Source organism: Pseudomonas sp. 58 R 12 (assembly GCF_900005865.1).
GTDB classification, from domain to species: domain Bacteria; phylum Pseudomonadota; class Gammaproteobacteria; order Pseudomonadales; family Pseudomonadaceae; genus Aquipseudomonas; species Aquipseudomonas tritici.
This window is the reverse complement of the sequence record NZ_CVTP01000028.1, coordinates 1-17,659: the sequence shown is the minus strand read 5'-3', so window position 1 is coordinate 17,659 and position 17,659 is coordinate 1. Positions and strand designations below refer to the sequence as shown.

General features: G+C 61.1%; 19 protein-coding genes. 8 read left to right on the top strand and 11 right to left on the bottom strand.

The genetic code is table 11. The annotated features are described in order from the left end of the window. Positions 1-9: 9 nt before the first annotated feature. The 5 genes from atuD to BFP95_RS24400 all read left to right on the top strand — a co-directional run bounded on the left by atuD (position 10) and on the right by BFP95_RS24400 (position 5,141). The gene (gene atuD / locus BFP95_RS24420; protein ID WP_065873404.1) at positions 10-1,167 is read left to right on the top strand and encodes a citronellyl-CoA dehydrogenase; all 1,158 of its coding nucleotides are present in this window, start codon (positions 10-12) and stop codon (positions 1,165-1,167) included. After that, positions 1,164-1,925 (top strand): enoyl-CoA hydratase/isomerase family protein, encoded by a 762-nt coding sequence (locus BFP95_RS24415; protein ID WP_065910837.1) that lies wholly within the window; start codon positions 1,164-1,166, stop codon positions 1,923-1,925. Before atuD ends, BFP95_RS24415 begins: the two co-directional genes overlap by 4 nt. Positions 1,926-2,293: 368 nt before the next feature. Next, a complete protein-coding gene (locus BFP95_RS24410; RefSeq protein WP_065873406.1) occupies positions 2,294-4,177 on the top strand; it encodes an acetyl-CoA carboxylase biotin carboxylase subunit in 1,884 nt (627 codons plus the stop codon). Between the two features lie 73 nt (positions 4,178-4,250). Further along, positions 4,251-4,793 carry an exonuclease domain-containing protein gene (locus BFP95_RS24405; protein WP_065873407.1) on the top strand — a complete coding sequence of 181 codons (543 nt, stop codon included), beginning with the start codon at positions 4,251-4,253 and terminating at the stop codon, positions 4,791-4,793. 63 nt (positions 4,794-4,856) lie between these two features. Further along, a complete protein-coding gene (locus tag BFP95_RS24400) occupies positions 4,857-5,141 on the top strand; it encodes a pyrimidine/purine nucleoside phosphorylase (protein ID WP_058424671.1) in 285 nt (94 codons plus the stop codon). 67 nt (positions 5,142-5,208) lie between these two features. On the opposite strand, the gene BFP95_RS24395 is transcribed toward BFP95_RS24400, so the two are convergent. Together BFP95_RS24395 and BFP95_RS24390 are read right to left on the bottom strand one after the other, a co-directional pair. Continuing rightward, a complete protein-coding gene (locus tag BFP95_RS24395) occupies positions 5,209-6,015 on the bottom strand; it encodes an MOSC domain-containing protein (protein ID WP_065873408.1) in 807 nt (268 codons plus the stop codon). A gap of 45 nt (positions 6,016-6,060) precedes the next feature. Beyond that, positions 6,061-6,999, bottom strand: a complete 939-nt coding sequence (locus tag BFP95_RS24390; RefSeq protein WP_065873409.1) for a chemotaxis protein CheV — start codon at positions 6,997-6,999, stop codon at positions 6,061-6,063. A gap of 539 nt (positions 7,000-7,538) precedes the next feature. Here BFP95_RS24390 and BFP95_RS24385 point away from each other — a divergent pair. The 3 genes from BFP95_RS24385 (at position 7,539) to BFP95_RS24375 (ending at position 9,893) form a co-directional block, all read left to right on the top strand. Further along, entirely contained in the window at positions 7,539-7,988 is a 450-nt protein-coding gene (locus BFP95_RS24385) for a hypothetical protein (RefSeq protein ID WP_175403045.1), read from the top strand. Between the two features lie 355 nt (positions 7,989-8,343). Next, the gene (locus BFP95_RS24380; RefSeq protein WP_065873410.1) at positions 8,344-9,237 is read left to right on the top strand and encodes a sensor histidine kinase; all 894 of its coding nucleotides are present in this window, start codon (positions 8,344-8,346) and stop codon (positions 9,235-9,237) included. Continuing rightward, positions 9,234-9,893 (top strand): response regulator transcription factor, encoded by a 660-nt coding sequence (locus tag BFP95_RS24375; RefSeq protein WP_065873411.1) that lies wholly within the window; start codon positions 9,234-9,236, stop codon positions 9,891-9,893. Before BFP95_RS24380 ends, BFP95_RS24375 begins: the two co-directional genes overlap by 4 nt. Here the strand turns inward: BFP95_RS24375 and yegS are convergent. From yegS to BFP95_RS24330, 9 genes are all read right to left on the bottom strand, one after another. Further along, positions 9,852-10,772 (bottom strand): lipid kinase YegS, encoded by a 921-nt coding sequence (gene yegS, locus BFP95_RS24370; protein WP_065873412.1) that lies wholly within the window; start codon positions 10,770-10,772, stop codon positions 9,852-9,854. The genes BFP95_RS24375 and yegS overlap by 42 nt on opposite strands. Before the next feature lie 222 nt (positions 10,773-10,994). Next, on the bottom strand, positions 10,995-11,387 hold the full coding sequence (locus BFP95_RS24365) for a DUF2802 domain-containing protein (protein WP_065873413.1): 393 nt from the start codon (positions 11,385-11,387) through the stop codon (positions 10,995-10,997). Further along, positions 11,388-11,870, bottom strand: coding sequence for a chemotaxis protein CheW (locus BFP95_RS24360; protein WP_003236843.1), 483 nt, complete (start codon positions 11,868-11,870; stop codon positions 11,388-11,390). It lies immediately after the preceding gene. Between the two features lie 80 nt (positions 11,871-11,950). Then, positions 11,951-12,742, bottom strand: a complete 792-nt coding sequence (locus tag BFP95_RS24355; protein ID WP_065873414.1) for a CheW domain-containing protein — start codon at positions 12,740-12,742, stop codon at positions 11,951-11,953. Beyond that, positions 12,742-13,530, bottom strand: a complete 789-nt coding sequence (locus BFP95_RS24350) for a ParA family protein (RefSeq protein WP_065873415.1) — start codon at positions 13,528-13,530, stop codon at positions 12,742-12,744. The genes BFP95_RS24355 and BFP95_RS24350 overlap by 1 nt, the downstream gene beginning before the upstream one ends. A gap of 51 nt (positions 13,531-13,581) precedes the next feature. Beyond that, positions 13,582-14,469, bottom strand: a complete 888-nt coding sequence (gene motD, locus BFP95_RS24345; RefSeq protein ID WP_049712169.1) for a flagellar motor protein MotD — start codon at positions 14,467-14,469, stop codon at positions 13,582-13,584. A 15-nt stretch (positions 14,470-14,484) separates the two neighbouring features. Continuing rightward, positions 14,485-15,225 carry a flagellar motor protein gene (locus tag BFP95_RS24340; protein ID WP_033900785.1) on the bottom strand — a complete coding sequence of 247 codons (741 nt, stop codon included), beginning with the start codon at positions 15,223-15,225 and terminating at the stop codon, positions 14,485-14,487. Then, complete coding sequence (locus BFP95_RS24335) at positions 15,225-16,355, bottom strand: protein-glutamate methylesterase/protein-glutamine glutaminase (protein ID WP_065873416.1); 1,131 nt, start codon at positions 16,353-16,355, stop codon at positions 15,225-15,227. Before BFP95_RS24335 ends, BFP95_RS24340 begins: the two co-directional genes overlap by 1 nt. A 47-nt stretch (positions 16,356-16,402) precedes the next feature. Continuing rightward, a partial coding sequence (locus BFP95_RS24330) for a chemotaxis protein CheA (RefSeq protein ID WP_139115329.1) occupies positions 16,403-17,659 on the bottom strand: 1,257 nt, incomplete at its 5' end.

Here is a 17,659-nt window from a genome sequence, read left to right as displayed (position 1 = left end):
ACAATAAAAATGATCTTCACCCAGGAACACCAGGAACTGCGCCGCACCGTCCGTGCCTTCGTCGACCGCGAGATCAACCCCCATGTGGATGAATGGGAAAAAGCCGGGCGCTTTCCCATCCACGAGATCTTCCGCAAGGCCGGCGACCTCGGCCTGCTGGGCATTTCCAAGCCGGAGACATTCGGCGGCATGGGCCTGGACTACAGCTACTCTATCGTCGCCGCCGAAGAGTTCGGCACCATCCGTTGCGGCGGTATCCCCATGTCCATCGGCGTGCAAACCGACATGTGCACCCCCGCCCTCGCCCGCTTCGGCTCCGATGAACTGCGCGACGAATTCCTGCGCCCGGCCATCAGCGGCGAACAGGTCGGCTGCATCGGCGTCTCGGAAACCGGCGCCGGTTCCGACGTGGCCGGGCTCAAGACCCATGCGCGCAAAGACGGCGACGACTACGTGATCAACGGCAGCAAAATGTGGATCACCAACTCGCCCAGCGCCGACTTTATCTGCTTGCTGGCCAACACCTCCGACGACAAACCGCACATCAACAAATCACTGATCATGCTGCCGATGAACACCCCCGGCATCAGCGTCAGCCCGCCCCTGGAAAAACTCGGCATGCACAGCTCCGAGACCGCGCAGGTGTTTTTCGACAACGTGCGCGTGCCCCAGCGCAACCGCATCGGCCACGAAGGCGCAGGCTTCATGATGCAGATGCTGCAATTCCAGGAAGAACGCCTGTTTGGCGCGGCCAATATGATCAAGGGCCTGGAGCATTGCATCGACAGCACCATCGACTACTGCAAAGAGCGCCAGACCTTCGGCAAGGCGCTGATCGACAACCAAGTCATCCACTTTCGCCTGGCCGAACTGTCCACCGAAATCGAATGCCTGCGCGCGTTGGTCTACCAGGCCACCGAGCAATACGTCAAAGGCAAGGACGTAACCCGCCTGGCCTCCATGGCCAAACTCAAGGCCGGGCGTCTGGGCCGCGAAGTCAGCGACAGTTGCCTGCAATACTGGGGCGGCATGGGCTTTATGTGGGACAACCCTGTGGCCCGCGCTTACCGCGATGTGCGCCTCGTATCGATTGGCGGCGGCGCCGACGAAATCATGCTGGGCATCATCTGCAAACTGATGGGCACCCTGCCGGGGAAAAAATCATGAATACCTTGCTGCTGGAACCGCACAACGGCGTGCTGCACATCACCCTCAACCGACCGGAAAGCCGCAATGCGATGAGCCTGGAGATGGTCAACGAACTGCGCGCCGTATTGGCACAGCTGGACAGCCAGGTGCGCGCGCTGGTGATCAGCGGCGCGGGCGGACATTTCTGCGCCGGGGCGGATGTGAAGGACCTGGTCACTGCGGGCAACCAACTACAGGCGCTGAATCGGGCGTTTGGCACGTTACTGCAAGAAGTGGAAGCGGTGCCGCAAGTAGTGATCGTAGTGCTGCAAGGCGCGGTGCTGGGCGGTGGGTTCGGGTTGGCGTGTGTGAGTGATATTGCGATTGCCGATCACCAGGCGCAATTCGGTTTGCCGGAGACCAGTCTGGGGTTATTACCCGCGCAGATTGCGCCGTTTGTGGTGAAGCGCATTGGTCTGACCCAGGCACGACGGCTGGCGCTGACGGCGGCGCGGTTTGATGGGGTGGAAGCGGAGCGACTGGGCGTCGTGCACTTCACCGAGCGCGACCCGCAGGCATTGGCGGAGCGTTTGGATGAGGTGTTGGGGCAAGTGCTGCGGTGTGCGCCGGGCGCGAATGGGCGGACTAAAGCGCTGTTGCTGGCGAGTGTGGATGAACCGCTTGAAGGCGTGCTGGATCGAGGCGCGCAGTGGTTTGCCGAGGCGGTGAGGAGCGAAGAAGGGATTGAGGGGACGCAGGCGTTTGTGCAGAAGCGCAAGCCGGGGTGGTGCAGATGACGCCTTCGCAGGCAAGCCAGCTCCCACATTTTTGACCGCATACGACACACAAAGCCGGTCGGCCCTAAGGCCGCCGCGCTTTTGCTTTTGATCTGAGGCGCCCCGTCAAACACGCTGGCCGAACGCAGGCTTTGGAGCGTGGGTAACCCGGCAGGACGCCGGGTTAGCCGCGCTGGGCCAAGGATGGCCCATCGCGGCGGCACACGCTCCAAAGCCGGAGTGAGGGCACACCGAGCCTAGGCGAGGTGCCGAGTGTTGGGGCGAAGGCCTTTTGGTTACTTTTGGGCCTTTCCAAAAGTGACCCGCTGTAAGAGCGGAACCCTAAGTAGCCGTTACCTAAATAACGGATATACCCACGGAGCAAAAAAATGCCACAGCTCACCAAAATCCTTATCGCCAACCGCGGCGAAATCGCCTGCCGCATCCAACGCACCGCCCAAGCCCTGGGCTATCGCACGGTCGCGGTCTACAGCGACGCCGACACCCAAGCCCTGCACGTCCAGATGGCCGACGAAGCCGTCCATATCGGCCCTTCCCCGGTCCACCAGTCATACCTCAACATCGAGGCCATCCTCGACGCAGCCAAACGAACAGGCGCCGACGCCATCCACCCCGGCTACGGCTTCCTCTCCGAAAACCCCCATTTCGCCCGTGCCTGCCAGGACGCCAGCCTCACCTTCATCGGCCCCAGCGCTGAGGCCATCGAACTGATGGGCAGCAAACGCCAATCCAAACTCGCCATGCTCGAAGCCGGCGTCCCCTGCATCGCCGGCTACCAAGGCAGCGCCCAGGACGACACCACCCTGCAACAACAAGCCGAACGCATCGGCTACCCTCTGATGATCAAAGCCAGCGCCGGCGGCGGCGGTCGCGGCATGCGCTTGGTGCACCATCCAAAAGACCTGTTGAACAACCTGCACACCGCCCGCTCCGAAGCCAAAAATGCCTTTGGCAGCGACGAACTGATCCTCGAACAAGCCCTGATCGACCCACGCCACGTCGAAATCCAACTGTTCGGCGACAGCCACGGCAACCTGATCTACCTCGGCGAACGCGACTGCTCAATCCAACGCCGCCACCAGAAAGTCATCGAAGAAGCCCCCTGCCCCGTCATGACCCAAGCACTGCGCCAAGCCATGGGCGAAGCCGCCCTGAAGGCCGGGCGTGCGGTGAATTACGTCGGTGCGGGCACCGTGGAATTCCTGCTCGACCGCCACGGTCAGTTCTACTTCCTGGAGATGAACACCCGCCTGCAGGTGGAGCACCCGGTGACCGAACTCATCACCGGGCTGGACCTGGTGGATTGGCAACTGCAGATCGCCGCCGGCCAAACACTGCCACTGACCCAAGCCGACGTAACCCTGGGCGGCCATGCCATGGAAGTGCGCCTGTACGCCGAAGATCCGGCCCAGGGCTTCTTGCCGCAAACCGGCGATGTGCTGCTCTGGGAACCGGCCGTGGGCGTGCGCATCGATCATGGCGTGGTGGAGGGCCAGCGCATCAGCCCGTTCTACGACCCGATGCTGGGCAAGATCATTGCCCATGGCGCCACACGTGAAGAGGCGCGGCGCAAACTGCTGCGGGCGGTTGAAGACACCGTGTTGCTGGGGGTCGCGACCAATCGGCAGCTGTTGGCCGATATGCTCAAGCACCCGGACTTTATCGCTGGGGATTTCAGCACCGGATTTATCGCAGAACACTTCAACGAAGTCCTGCCCCAGTCCGCATCAAACGACCAACTCGCCCTGGCCGCCGCGCTGTTTTATACGCACAGCGCCGACCCGCATCCGCAAGCCCTGGCGGGATGGCGCAACAGCGCCAGCGTCCCAGGCACCTATCGCCTTGAAGTCAACGGCGAAATCCACAGCGTCAGCGCTGATCCTCTGCCACTCACCACCGACGGGCGCTACGCCACCGTGGTACTCAACGGCATCCGCCGCCGCGTTGCCTATCATCTTGACGGCAACCAACTGTGGCTGCCCGGCCTCACGGTGACCAACCGCACCCAGCAAGTCGCCAGCCGCCAGGCCGACGCCAGCAGCGGCACCGTCAAGGCACCGATGGACGGCGCCATCGTCGATGTGCGGGTTTGCGCCGGCGACAGCGTGACCAAAGGCCAACTGCTGCTGGTGCTCGAAGCCATGAAAATGGAGCATCCGCTGACCGCCGGTATCGACGGCGTGATCAAGGGCGTGCAGGTTATTGCCGGAGATCAAGTGCGTAATCGTCAGGTTTTACTGGAGATCGAATAGCCCCTAGGCGGAACTACACGGCCGGGCTACGCTCTATCCCCAACAGAAAGGGAAGAGTACGGGAACCTGCGCGATGCCTCATTGGCTGATTATTGACCTTGAAGCCACAACGGATGAAGGCGGCTGGCCCGTGACGGAGATGGAAGTCATTGAGATCGGCGCGAGCCTGGTCAACCGCCAGGGGCGCGAGCTGGATCATTTCCAGCGCTTTGTACGCCCGCTGCGCCGGCCATTGCTGACGCCTTTCTGTCGCCAACTGACGCACATCACCCAGGCAAACATCGATGGCGCGGCGCCGATCACCGAGGTGTGGCCGCTGTTCGAACGCTGGCTGGGCCAGCATCAGCCGCGCCTGGAAGGCTGGGCCAGTTGGGGCGATTACGATCGCAAGCAGTTGGAGCTGGAGTGGCAGCGCAATGGCCTGGCCAGCGCGCTCGCCAACACGCCCCATGTAAACCTCAAGCAGCGCTTCGCCAAGGCCCGGCGTCTGGACAAGCCTCTGGGCCTCAACGGCGCCCTGCAATTGGCGGGGATGCAGTTCCATGGCCAGCAGCATCGGGCGCTGGAGGATGCGCGCAATACGGCGCGCTTGTTACCGCTGATTCTGCCGGTCTAGGCAGCTCCCCTGCCCTTGGGCATACTGGCCGACCTTTCCAGACCCTTTTCCGAGGAATCGCCCATGTTTAAAGTCAACGAGTACTTCGACGGCACCGTCAAGTCGATCGCTTTCGGCACTGCAGAAGGTCCGGCGACCATCGGCGTAATGGCCCCGGGTGAATACGAGTTCGGTACGGCGCAGCGTGAAATCATGCACGTGGTCTCCGGCGCCCTGACCGTCAAACTGCCTGACGCCAGCGACTGGGAAACCTTCGCTGCCGGCAGCCAGTTCAACGTACCGGCCAACAGCAAGTTCCAGCTCAAGGTCGCCGTGGACACCGCTTACCTGTGCGAATACCGCGGGTAAGGGTTTTCCAAGGCTCAAAAAAATGCCCGTCTCCTGCGAGACGGGCATTTTTTTATGGGCGGGTGAATTACTCGAGAAGGGTCACCGGCATTCCAATCTCCAGTCGCCCAACGCCGTCATTGACCAGGTTCTGGCCGAAAATCGCGCCATCCTCAGTCTTGCGATAAGTCTCCAGCGTCGCAAAAGGCTCGCGGTCGGCGCTGCGTTCGCCGGTGTGCGGGTCGATGGTGGTAAGAATGCAGCGCGAGCACGGCTTGACCGCACGGAACTCCACATCGCCAATACGCAGGCGTTTCCAGCCGTCTTCGGCGAAGGCTTCGCTGCCTTCGATCACGAGGTTGGGACGAAAGCGCAGCATTTCCATGGGGCGGCCGATGCGTTGCGAGAGGTCGTCCAGGGAGGCCTGGCCGATCACGAGCAAGGGGTAACCGTCGGCAAACGCGACCTGGTCATCGTCCTTGCCGTAACCCGCCTGGGTGGTACGCGCGCGCTCCAGGGGGATGTGGACCAGTCGCGTCGGTTTGCCGATAAAGTCACTGACCCAGGCAGCCGCTGCGTCGCCGGCGTCGGGCACGCGCAGGGTGTCACGCCAGATGGTCACACCCCGCAACGCGTCGTCGCTGGCCGGCAGCGCCACGTCCAGCGGCGTGTAGCCAGGCGAACTCAGGGTGAGGCCACCGCGGCTGTTCCACAGCGCCGACAGTTGGCTCATCTTCGCCACGGCGCGCTGTGTGAGGAAACGCCCGCTGGCTTCATCCACCAGCATCCAGCGTCGATCCCCGTCCACACCGAGTTTATCCAGGCCGACCTGTTGCAGTATTTCGGCCTTGCCGGACTTCAAAGGGTAACGGTACAACGCGCTGAGACGAAGCATGAGCCTGCATTCCTGAACGAGTAAAGCCCACACTATAACCGCTCACTACATGGCGGGCACTTCGTCCAGCATCAGACGTTGGCGCACCACGTCCACCAGCTTGTCGGGCTGGAACTTGGACAGGAAGTTGTCACAGCCGACCTTCTTCACCATCGAGTCGTTGAAGCTGCCCGACAACGAGGTGTGCAGCACCACGTAGAGGCTGCGCAGGCGCGGATCATTGCGGATCTCGGTGGTGAGGCGGTAGCCGTCCATTTCGGGCATTTCGGCGTCGGTGAAGATCATCAACAGCTTGTCGGTCATCACCTGGCCGCTGTCGGCCCAGGCCTTGAGCATGTTCAAGGCCTTGAGACCATCGCTGGCGATGTGCATCTTCACGCCCAGTTGGCCGAGGGTGTCGCGCAGTTGCGAGAGGGCCACGTTGGAGTCATCCACCAGCAGCACTTCACGGCCACGGGCGCGTTCCAGCACCGGGTCTTCGAGTTTTTCACGGGAGACCTTGGCGTTGTACGGCACGATCTCAGCCAGGACTTTTTCCACGTCGATGATTTCCACCAACTGGTCGTCGACCTTGCTGATGGCGGTGAGGTAATGCTGGCGCCCGGCGCTGGCTGGCGGCGGCAGGATGGCTTCCCAGTTCATGTTGACGATGCGGTCCACGCCGCCCACCAGGAACGCCTGCACCGAACGGTTGTACTCGGTGACAATAATGGTGCTGTTGGGCCCCGGCACAAGCGGGCGCATGCCGATGGCCTGGGACAGGTCGATCACCGGCAGCGTCTGGCCCCGCAGGTTGACCACGCCACATACGAACGGGTGGCGTTGCGGCATCAACGTCAGCTTGGGCAGTTGCAGGACTTCCTGCACCTTGAACACGTTGATCGCGAACAGCTGCCGCCCGGCCAGGCGGAACATAAGGATCTCAAGGCGATTCTCACCCACCAGTTGCGTGCGTTGATCTACCGTGTCGAGAATGCCGGCCATTAAAAGCTCCTGATGCGCTAGGGGATTGTGCAGTTCACATAAGGTTTGTTATCGGCGGCGAGCGCCAGACCTTGACCCCTGTAAAATGCCACGTAAATGCATTGATGTCACACTGACATCATGGTTTACTGCTCTGGCTCTACAAGTAGCGGTGCAGCGACGTTGCGCGACATTAAGTTCGACGCAAGGTTCCGCCATGTAAGGGATTCCCCTATGCGCAATCAGGCCCGACCTGATATTCGCAATATCTAATAGCCATTAATGTGACGCCATTCTCAATGCATGAATGGAGTCAGGCTTTTGTTTGCCATCCCAAGCCCTCAGCCCGCGGGTCTTCCAGACACTCAGATGTCGGCACTTGAAGGTGTGCAATTGACCCCATTCATGAGGGCCGCGCACAGCCGTCGCCGTCACTCTAATAAACGTCCTACTGAAATCTCAGAACCAACCTACAGATTTCAGTCATATTTCAGCGCTACTTTTAAGCCATTCACCCGGTGCGACATCTCATCACCCGACCTTATGTTGTGGAGACTTGCATGATGAACAACGGTAGAGAGTGGCAACTTGCACTTCCCGAATTCCTGCACGAGGCGGAAAAGCTGCTGGCCAAATCGGAGGAATGCTTGAGCCACTTGCATTTGATCCGAAACGACAGTGACGCCATCGACTGCATGAAGGCCAGCCTGATCAAGCTCGCCGAGAGCGCCGATCACCTTGCACTGCAGGCGATCAGCGAGTTCTCGCGGCATATTCAGTACCTGATCGCCAATGCCGAGAGCCCCTTGCAGTTGCATGATCAAGCCTTGGACGCCCTGGAAGAGTGCTTGAAATTGCTCGCCTGGCAGCTGGAGTTGATTGATGTAAGAACCGGCCAACTGGCATTGGATGAAGCGGAGCAAACGACGCTGATTGCTACGGTAACTCTGCATATTCCACAAAAGGATTTCAGCTTTAAACCTCAGCAGCGAATGCACCACACGTCTTGAGCGGATATCAGGTCGTGTTTAAACCTGAAGGTATCTAAAAACGACATCGCCACCCATCAAATGGAATTGAATCCCACCCACGCAATATCAATTAGCCATTAACGGTAATAACGATACAAATTCACGGAAGTAATATAACCCCTCACTTCATGAACTCCGGGAATACCACCTGGAACATTTGCACGTTTAATAACCCAGCCAGGCGACCAACGGTAATAGTGGTGGTACTATGCCCCGCTCGAAGTGACCCAACTTCATCATGCTTGAAAACGATTCGATAACGCATTCCAAACAGAGCCCTGTCAGCCGCCATGACCGGTCTTCCCGCAGCGAACCCTCATTGGCTCCATCCGCTATGTACGCCAGCCTCAAGACACTCATCGCAAGGTCCGCGTCCCGCAGCAATGCACGCCGTTTGATCCTCGCCCTGTGCCTTGGCTCGCTGTTGCTGAGCCTCTGGACCTATACCCGTTCTGCGCCCTTGCCGCTGCTGGTGATTGTGCTCAACCTGGCCACCCTGCTCGTGATGGGCCTGCAACAGTGGCGCTCGCGCAAATCCATCAAGTTCCAGCCCCAGGAATTGGCCGACCGCCTGCTGCAAGTCCAGGAAAACGAACGCCACCGCCTCAGCCGCGAGCTGCATGACGATATCGGCCAACTGCTCACAGCCGCCAAGCTGCAAAGCGAATGGCTCAAGCGCCGCCTGCCGGACGACCTGCAAAGCCAGTGCACGGTGCTGTGCAACACCCTGAATGAAACCCTGGCCAAGGTGCGCGACGTCTCCGCCATTCTCAACCCTCGCCAGCTGGCCAGCCTGGGCCTGGAAGCCAGCCTGCGCGCGCACCTGCTCAAGACCCTGGAAAACACCCAGGTGTGCTGGAGCCTGGAATGCCAGCAACGGCTGACCGGTATTCCGGAAGAAATGGCGGTAGCGGCCTTTCGCATCACCCAAGAAGCGGTGACCAACATGCTACGCCACGCCCAGGCGGGTAACCTGCTGGTCCGCCTGCAACGCCTGCCCGAGGGCCTCTCGCTGAGTATCTGCGATGACGGCCAGGGTTTTTCGCCGGCCATCAACCCTGCCCTGGAAGGCCAACGGGGCATGGCCGGCATGTCCGAGCGGGTTGATCAGCTTGGCGGTTCATTATCCGTCAGCAGCCAGCCAGGCAAAGGGACACGGATCGACGCGCTTTTCCCCTGGGCGCCCCGCGCCCTTGAACGGGCCAGTTCCCCTAAGGTTATCGAGTGACCTGCAAATTACTCCTGGTGGATGACCACGCTTTGATCCGGGCCGGCGTACGCGCGCTGGTCCAGGACATTCCCGGCTACACCGTCATCGGCGAAGCCAGCGATGGCGCGCAACTACTTGAGCAGTTCAGCGCCTTGCTGCCCGATATCGTGTTATTGGACCTGTCGATGAAGCACACCGGCGGCCTGGATGCCTTGCAGCAACTCAAGCGGGCCTACCCCAAGAGCCGCGTACTGATCCTGTCGATGCACACTGACCCGGAACTGATCATGCGCGCGCTGGAATCCGGCGCCCATGGCTACCTGCTCAAGGACACCACCGCCAACGAGCTGGAACACGCGCTGCTGGCCTTGCGCAACAACGAACGTTACCTGAGCCCGGCGATTGCCCACACGGTGATCAACCAGGCGCTGGTCCGTAGCCAGGGGCCCGCCACGCCCGCCGCGCACAGCCATAACCTCACGGCGCGGCAGCTGGAAATCCTGCGCTTGATCGTGCGCGGCAAGTCCACCCGGGAAATCGCCCACGGCTTGGGCTTGAGCATCAAGACCGTGGAAGCGCACCGCTCGCAAATCATGAAACGCCTGCAGATTTTCGACGTGGCCGGCCTGGTGTTATTTGCCGTGCGCGAGCAGATCATCAGCCTGGACGACTAACGGCGAATCCACCGGCAGGTGCACGCGCAAGGCCTTGGGCAAGGCCTCGAAGTGCAGGTCGTCGCCCTCCAGCGGCTCGCCATCCAAGTTGATGTACAAGCCTTGCGCAACCTTGATATTCACCCACGGCAGCCGTGCACGGACAAACATGGTGTCCAGGCCCCAGCCATTGGTCATCAGCTCACGCAGCGTGCCGACCACTTCCTGCGGCGCGGGCAGGATACTGACGTCCAGCAGGCCATCATCCGCCATTGCACCGGGGCATAGCTCATGCCCACCCCCCGCCTGGCGACCGTTGCCGATACCCAAGGCGAGCAACTCGCCCTTCCAGTGAAAATCGGGACCATCCAGCTCGGCGTAGGCGGCCTTCAACTCGCTGAAACGCGACAGGCCGGTGAACAGGTATGCGGCGCCGCCGAGCACCTTCTTCAAGTCTTCGGAAGTGTTGGCAGTGACCTGGCTGCCAAAACCGCCGGTGGCCATATTGAGGAAAATTTGCCCGCCCACCTTACCGAGGTCGATGGCCCGTGGCGGCACGTCCAGCAGCGCCAGGGCCTGGGCGGGTTCCAGCGGCACACCGGCAGCCTTGGCGAAGTCGTTGGCGGTGCCCAAGGGCATCAGCACCAGGCTGGCGTCGGTTTTGGCCTGGGCCATGGCTTCGGCCACATCACGCAAGGTACCGTCGCCGCCGCCGGCGATGATATGGGTGTAGCCGTCGGTGAGGGCTTCATTGACCAGGCGCTGGGCGTCACCGCCCTCCCACGTCACCCGCACCGCCAGCTCGCCGCCCTGCTCGCGCCGGGCCTTCACGGCATCGCGCACATCCTCGTTGAGGGCTTGCTTGCCATGGAGGATCAACAGTGCCTTGGGGGTGGTCATGGGTGGGTTACTCCTGGATTCAAAGGTGCTTGAAGGATGTGGACCTTTGGCGAGGAGAAAAAAGCCATGGAATGGGAAAATAATTGGATGACTGAGTACCTATCCGTTTTTTAGGTAACGGCCACTACTTTTGGATCCTTCCAAAAGTGACCCGCTGTAAGAGCGGAACCATAGGTAGTCGTTACCGCAGGAATGGATATGTACGCCGAGCAAAGCCCACAGTCAGCTCTTATGCAGCTTACTCATCAACTGCGCCTCAGCCTGCGTCAACCCACACGACTGCGTCAGCTCATCCACCGTAGCCCCCATCCCCACCAACTTGGCGGCCTGGGCAAACGACAGACTCGAGGGATCCCGCTGCTCAATCTGCGCCAGCTTATCCGGGATCGGCGCAAGGATCGCGCGCAGTTCATGCACCTCATCCCCAACCTTTACCGCACTCTGCTGGTAATGATCGACTCGCTTTACCAACTCAAGCACGCGCCGGTCACGCACAGCATCGCGCTCAGCCTGCTGCAACAACAACTCGCGTTGCTGGCGCACATAGCGCAGCAGGAATGCCAACGTCCCGGCCCACAACAGGGCCAGGACAATTACCGCTGCTTCAAGAAACAATCAGATGTTCTCCAGATCCGACCATTCTTCTTCGCTCATCATCTTGTCCAGCTCAACCAGAATCAGCAGTTCGCCGTTCTTGTTGCACACGCCCTGGATGAACTTGGCGGACTCTTCGTTACCCACGTTCGGCGCGGTTTCAACTTCGGATTGGCGCAGGTAGACCACTTCGGCCACGCTATCGACCATGATCCCGACCACTTGCTTGTCGGCCTCGATGATGACGATACGCGTATTGTCGTTGACTTCGGTCGGCACCAGGCCGAAACGCTGGCGGGTGTCGATCACCGTCACCACGTTGCCGCGCAGGTTGATGATGCCCAGCACGTAGCTCGGTGCACCCGGTACCGGGGCAATCTCGGTGTAGCGCAGCACTTCCTGCACGCGCATCACGTTAATGCCATAGGACTCGTTGTCCAGTTTGAAGGTAACCCATTGCAGGATCGGATCATCCAAACCTTGTGCGGACGCTGACTTGTTCATACCCCTGACCCCTTCAAATGCCGTTTTACACGGCGTGTGTGCTTCGCTGACCGCATTCACATGCGGCCCTTATTGTTCAATCAACTGCGTTTAGTTATTGGCATCGACTTGGCGGCGCCACTGGCGATCAACTCGGCCAGTTCGGAAACATCAAGCAACGCGCACATGTGTTCAATCACGGTGCCCGCCAGCCAAGGCCGTTGACCCCGATGGCTGCGCCATTTGATTTCGTTCGGGTCCAGGCGCAACGAGCGGCTGACTTGATGCACGGCCAGCCCCCACTCGTAGCCCTGCACCGAGATCACGTATTGCAAGCCCTGGCGGAAGTCGTCGCGGTAACGGTCAGGCATGACCCAGCGCGCGGTATCGAGGACTTTCAGGTTGCCGGCCTGGCTGGGCAGGATGCCGAGAAACCACTCCGGTTGCCCGAACAGTGGCGTCAGTTCCTGGCCTTCCAGTGAATAAATCGAGCCCAGGCACACCAGCGGCACCGCCAGGGTCAACCCGGCGACGTCGAACAGCAGGCATTCAAACGGCTCTGCAGCCCAGCTCGGGCGGCCATCACCGGTCACCGGCGGCGGCGTGATGCTCGGTGGCAGGTGCACTTCCACCACCGGCTCGAGCACGACGGGCGCAACCACCACAGGCGCGGTCACAACCGGCGTAATCGGCACCACGACCTGCGCATCTCGGGCTTGCTCTTCCAGCACCGCCAACTGGAATTCATCCAGCAAGGCCACTGGTTCGACAGCCGGCTCCAGCACCAGGATCGGTTCCGGCAGTTCTTGCGCGGTCGCATCCTGCAGCAAGGCATCCAGGTAGGATTCCAGTGCCAGTTGCGGCCGGGTCTTGAGTTTGGTGGGCCGGTTCATCACGCCACCTGCGCCACAAGCTGCTGGGACAGCAGGTGCTTGAGCAATGCGCGGTAGGCAAGGACGCCACGGCTCTTGCCGTCGAACTGCGACGGTGTGAGGCCTGCACGGCTGGCGTCACGCAGGCGCGTGTCCACCGGGATGTAGCCGTTCCAGATGGCCTCCGGATAGGCATCGCGCAATACGCGCAGGGTGCCGAGGGACGCTTGGGTGCGACGGTCGAACAAGGTCGGCACGATGCTGTACGGCAGCGCCTGTTTGCGCGAGCGGTTGATCATCGCCAGAGTGCTGACCATGCGCTCCAGGCCTTTAACCGCCAGGTGTTCAGTCTGCACCGGGATCACCAGTTGCTGGCTGGCTGCCAGGGCGTTCACCATCAACACGCCAAGCAACGGCGGGCTGTCGATGATCGCGTAGTCGAAGTCTTGCCACAGTTGCGCCAGGGTCTTGGCGATCACCAGGCCCAGCCCGCTCTGCCCCGGCGACTGGCGCTCCAGGGTGGCCAGGGCGGTGCTGGAGGGCAGCAGGGAAATGCTTTCGTTGCTGGTAGGCAGCAGCAGTTGGCCCGGCAAATCGGCCGGCACGCTGCCTTTATGCAGGAACAGGTCGTAGTTGCTGTGTTCCAGCGCATCCGGGTCGTAGCCGAAATAGCTGGTCATGGAGCCGTGAGGGTCCAGGTCCACCACGACCACACGCTTGCCCGCCTCAGCGAGCAAACCGGCTAAGGCGATGGAGGTGGTGGTCTTGCCGACTCCACCTTTTTGATTGGCAACTGCCCAGACTCTCATTCGGTTGGTTCCTCCCGGCGGGCACAGGCGCGACCGAGACATTGCATAGGGTTATTGAGCCGGCGACGGAGAATTGACGGCACTCTGACGAACCGGCGGCTTTGCAGGTGCCGGTGCAGTTTGTGTGCCAGCCCGCTTCAACGCCGCATCCGGAGTTGCATTGGCAGTGCCGGTACCGGTCAGGCTGCGGCGCACATCCAGGTTGCGCGACACCACCAGCACCACCCGACGATTGCGTGCGCGGCCTTCTACCGTGGCGTTATTCGCCACCGGCTGGAACTCGCCGTACCCTACCGACGCCAGGCGCCCGGGGTTCACGCCCTGCATCGCGAGCATGCGCACGATGCTCGACGCCCGTGCTGCCGAAAGCTCCCAGTTGGTCGGGTACTGCGCGGTGGCGATCGGGAAATTGTCGGTAAAGCCTTCAACGTGGATCGGGTTTTCGAACGGCTTCAGAATCGTCGCCACCTTGTCGATGATGGTGAATGCCTGGTCGCTGGGCATCGCATCGGCACTGGCAAACAGCAGGCTGGAATTAAGCTCGATCTCCACCCACAACTCATTGCCACGCACGGTCATCTGGTTGGAACTGATCAAGTCGCCAAACGCGGCACTGATGTCGTCGGCGATGCTTTTCAGCGGATCGCTGGTGCCACCGACGCCGGCAGCGGTTTCATCGCTATCGTTGACCAGCGGCTTGGCCGGGGTCACGGTCTTGGGCCGTTCTTCGCCGATCGGGATCGGCTTGAGGGCGCGGTCGGCGTCGTTGAACACGCCAATCAGCGCCTGGGAAATGACTTTGTACTTGCCTTCGTTAATCGACGAGATCGAGTACATCACCACGAAAAACGCGAACAGCAAAGTGATGAAGTCCGCGTAGGACACCAGCCACCGTTCGTGGTTGACGTGTTCTTCAGGCTCGCGACGACGACGGCTCATAATCGATATCTCCCATCAATCCATGAAGCCCTGGAGCTTCAATTCGATGGAACGCGGGTTCTCGCCCTCGGCAATCGACAGAATGCCTTCGAGCAACATTTCGCGGTAACGCGACTGGCGCATGGCAATCGACTTGAGCTTGCTGGCCACCGGCAACAACACCAGGTTGGCACTGGCCACACCGTAGATGGTGGCGACAAATGCCACGGCAATACCGCTGCCCAGTTGCGACGGATCGGCGAGGTTGCCCATCACGTGGATCAGGCCCATCACCGCACCGATGATGCCGATGGTCGGCGCGTAGCCGCCCATGCTTTCATAGACTTTGGCGGCGTTGATGTCGCGGCTTTCCTGGGTGTAGAAATCCACTTCCAGGATGCTGCGGATCGCTTCCGGCTCGGCGCCGTCCACCAGTAATTGCAGGCCTTTGCGCGCGTAGCTGTCGGGCTCCGCATCGGCCACGCCTTCCAGGCCCAGCAGGCCTTCCTTGCGTGCGGTGAGGCTCCAGTTGACCACGCGGTCGATGCCGCCTGGCAGGTCCACGCGAGGCGGGAAAATGATCCATATCAGAATCTGCATGGCGCGCTTGAACGAGCTCATGGGCGATTGCAGCAACGCCGCGCCCACGGTGCCACCGATCACGATCAGCGCCGCCGGGCCGTTGGCCAGGGCGCCGAGGTGGCCGCCCTCAAGGTAGTTGCCGCCGATAATCGCGACAAACGCCATGATGATGCCGATCAGGCTCAAGACATCCATCAGAGGCAAGCCTCCACCAGATGCTTGCCAATGTCGTCCAGGCTGTAGACCGCGTCGGCCAGGTCCGCTTTGACGATGGCCATGGGCATGCCATAGATCACACAGCTGGCTTCGTCCTGGGCCCAGATGGCGCTGCCGCCCTGCTTGAGCAGGCGCGCGCCTTCACGGCCGTCGGCGCCCATGCCGGTGAGCACCACCGCCAGAACTTTGTCGCCGTAGGACTTGGCGGCCGAACCAAAGGTGATATCCACGCACGGCTTGTAGTTCAGGCGCTCATCGCCCGGCAGGATTTTGATCGCACCACGGCCATCCACCATCATCTGCTTGCCACCCGGGGCCAGCAGCGCCAGGCCAGGACGCAGGATGTCGCCATCCTCGGCTTCCTTGACGCTGATGCGGCACAGCTTGTCCAGGCGCTCGGCAAAGGCCTTGGTGAAGGCGGCAGGCATGTGCTGGATCAACACGATCGGCGCCGGGAAATTGGCCGGCAGTTGGGTCAATACGCGTTGCAGGGCAACCGGGCCGCCCGTGGACGTACCAATAGCGACCAGCTTGTAGGCTTTACGCTTAGGTGCAGGCGAATGCGCACTTGGCGCAGACGCACGTGCCGGCATCACCGCAGGCCGTGCAACCGGGGCCGGGGCCGGAGCTGGGCGACTGAATGAGGAACTAGCGGGTGCAGCAGGGGCCACCACCGGTGCAGGCGCTGGCGCGCTGAATAAGCTGCGACGGTTACTGCGCGAAATGCTGTGCACCTTCTCGCACAGCATCTGCTTGACCTTCTCAGGATTGCGCGAGATGTCTTCGAAATTCTTCGGCAAGAAGTCCACTGCGCCAGCGTCCAACGCGTCGAGGGTCACTCGGGCGCCTTCGTGGGTCAGCGAGGAGAACATCAATACCGGGGTCGGGCAGCGTTGCATGATGTGCCGAACTGCCGTGATGCCATCCATCATCGGCATCTCGTAGTCCATGGTGATCACGTCCGGTTTCAACGCAATGGCTTGATCAATCGCCTCTTTACCGTTGGTGGCCGTGCCGACCACCTGGATCGTTGGATCAGCGGAAAGAATTTCCGAGACGCGGCGACGGAAGAAACCCGAATCGTCCACCACCAGGACCTTGACTGCCATAAACACTCCGTTAGGCGGGGCGGGCTAACCGCCCTGCCCCACCAGAATCAAATACGCCGAGCGGCGTAACGCTTGAGCATGCTCGGAACATCGAGAATCAGCGCGATCCGACCGTCACCGGTGATGGTCGCACCCGACATGCCCGGGGTTCCCTGCAGCATTTTGCCCAAAGGCTTGATGACCACCTCTTCCTGGCCAACCAACTGATCGACGACAAAGCCGATACGCTGGGTGCCCACGGAGAGAATCACCACATGGCCTTCGCGCTGCTCTTCATGGGCAGCCGAAGCGACCAGCCAGCGCTTGAGGTAGAACAGTGGCAACGCCTTGTCGCGCACAATCACCACTTCCTGGCCGTCCACCACGTTGGTGCGCGACAGGTCGAGGTGGAAGATCTCGTTGACGTTGACCAGCGGGAAGGCGAAGGCCTGGTTGCCCAGCATCACCATCAGGGTCGGCATGATCGCCAGGGTCAACGGCACCTTGATGACGATCTTCGAGCCCTGGCCCTTGGTCGAGTAGATGTTGATCGAGCCGTTGAGCTGGCTGATCTTGGTCTTCACCACGTCCATGCCCACACCGCGACCAGACACGTCGGAAATCTCGGTTTTGGTCGAGAAGCCCGGGGCAAAGATCAGGTTGTAGCATTCGCTATCGGTCAGGCGGTCGGCGGCGTCCTTGTCCATCACGCCACGCTTGACTGCGATATTGCGCAATATGGCCGGGTCCATGCCTTTGCCGTCATCGGTGATCGACAGCAGGATGTGGTCGCCCTCTTGCTCCGCCGCCAGGATCACCTTGCCGCCACGGGACTTGCCCGAGGCTTCGCGTTCTTCCGGGGTTTCGACGCCGTGGTCGACGGCGTTGCGCACCAAGTGGACCAGCGGGTCGGCCAGGGCCTCGACAAGGTTCTTGTCGAGGTCGGTTTCTTCACCCACCAGTTCCAGGTTGATCTCTTTCTTCAACTGGCGCGCCAAGTCGCGAACCAGGCGCGGGAAGCGGCCGAAGACTTTCTTGATCGGCTGCATCCGCGTTTTCATCACGGCGGTCTGCAGGTCGGCAGTCACCACATCCAGGTTCGACACGGCCTTTTGCATGGCTTCATCGCCGCTGCTCAGGCCCAGGCGCACCAGGCGATTACGCACCAGTACCAGTTCGCCGACCATGTTCATGATGTCGTCCAGGCGTGCGGTATCAACGCGCACGGTGGTTTCGGCTTCACTGGCAGGCTTCTCGGCAACCGGTGCCGCTGCAGCACGTGCAGGCGCCGGAGCGGCGGCCGGTGCGGGCGCAGGCTTGGCGGC

What these genes read in the sequence shown, in the direction of transcription:
- BFP95_RS24395 (WP_065873408.1), bottom strand. Translation starts at nt 6,015, where the DNA reads ATGCTTCGTCTCAGCGCGTTGTACCGTTACCCTTTGAAGTCCGGCAAG.
- BFP95_RS24380 (WP_065873410.1), top strand. Translation starts at nt 8,344, where the DNA reads ATGTACGCCAGCCTCAAGACACTCATCGCAAGGTCCGCGTCCCGCAGC.
- BFP95_RS24350 (WP_065873415.1), bottom strand. Translation starts at nt 13,530, where the DNA reads ATGAGAGTCTGGGCAGTTGCCAATCAAAAAGGTGGAGTCGGCAAGACC.
- atuD (WP_065873404.1), top strand. Translation starts at nt 10, where the DNA reads ATGATCTTCACCCAGGAACACCAGGAACTGCGCCGCACCGTCCGTGCC.
- BFP95_RS24360 (WP_003236843.1), bottom strand. Translation starts at nt 11,870, where the DNA reads ATGAACAAGTCAGCGTCCGCACAAGGTTTGGATGATCCGATCCTGCAA.
- BFP95_RS24390 (WP_065873409.1), bottom strand. Translation starts at nt 6,999, where the DNA reads ATGGCCGGCATTCTCGACACGGTAGATCAACGCACGCAACTGGTGGGT.
- BFP95_RS24340 (WP_033900785.1), bottom strand. Translation starts at nt 15,225, where the DNA reads ATGGATGTCTTGAGCCTGATCGGCATCATCATGGCGTTTGTCGCGATT.
- BFP95_RS24335 (WP_065873416.1), bottom strand. Translation starts at nt 16,355, where the DNA reads ATGGCAGTCAAGGTCCTGGTGGTGGACGATTCGGGTTTCTTCCGTCGC.
- BFP95_RS24385 (WP_175403045.1), top strand. Translation starts at nt 7,539, where the DNA reads ATGATGAACAACGGTAGAGAGTGGCAACTTGCACTTCCCGAATTCCTG.
- BFP95_RS24415 (WP_065910837.1), top strand. Translation starts at nt 1,164, where the DNA reads ATGAATACCTTGCTGCTGGAACCGCACAACGGCGTGCTGCACATCACC.
- BFP95_RS24355 (WP_065873414.1), bottom strand. Translation starts at nt 12,742, where the DNA reads ATGAACCGGCCCACCAAACTCAAGACCCGGCCGCAACTGGCACTGGAA.
- yegS (WP_065873412.1), bottom strand. Translation starts at nt 10,772, where the DNA reads ATGACCACCCCCAAGGCACTGTTGATCCTCCATGGCAAGCAAGCCCTC.
- BFP95_RS24400 (WP_058424671.1), top strand. Translation starts at nt 4,857, where the DNA reads ATGTTTAAAGTCAACGAGTACTTCGACGGCACCGTCAAGTCGATCGCT.
- motD (WP_049712169.1), bottom strand. Translation starts at nt 14,469, where the DNA reads ATGAGCCGTCGTCGTCGCGAGCCTGAAGAACACGTCAACCACGAACGG.
- BFP95_RS24410 (WP_065873406.1), top strand. Translation starts at nt 2,294, where the DNA reads ATGCCACAGCTCACCAAAATCCTTATCGCCAACCGCGGCGAAATCGCC.
- BFP95_RS24405 (WP_065873407.1), top strand. Translation starts at nt 4,251, where the DNA reads ATGCCTCATTGGCTGATTATTGACCTTGAAGCCACAACGGATGAAGGC.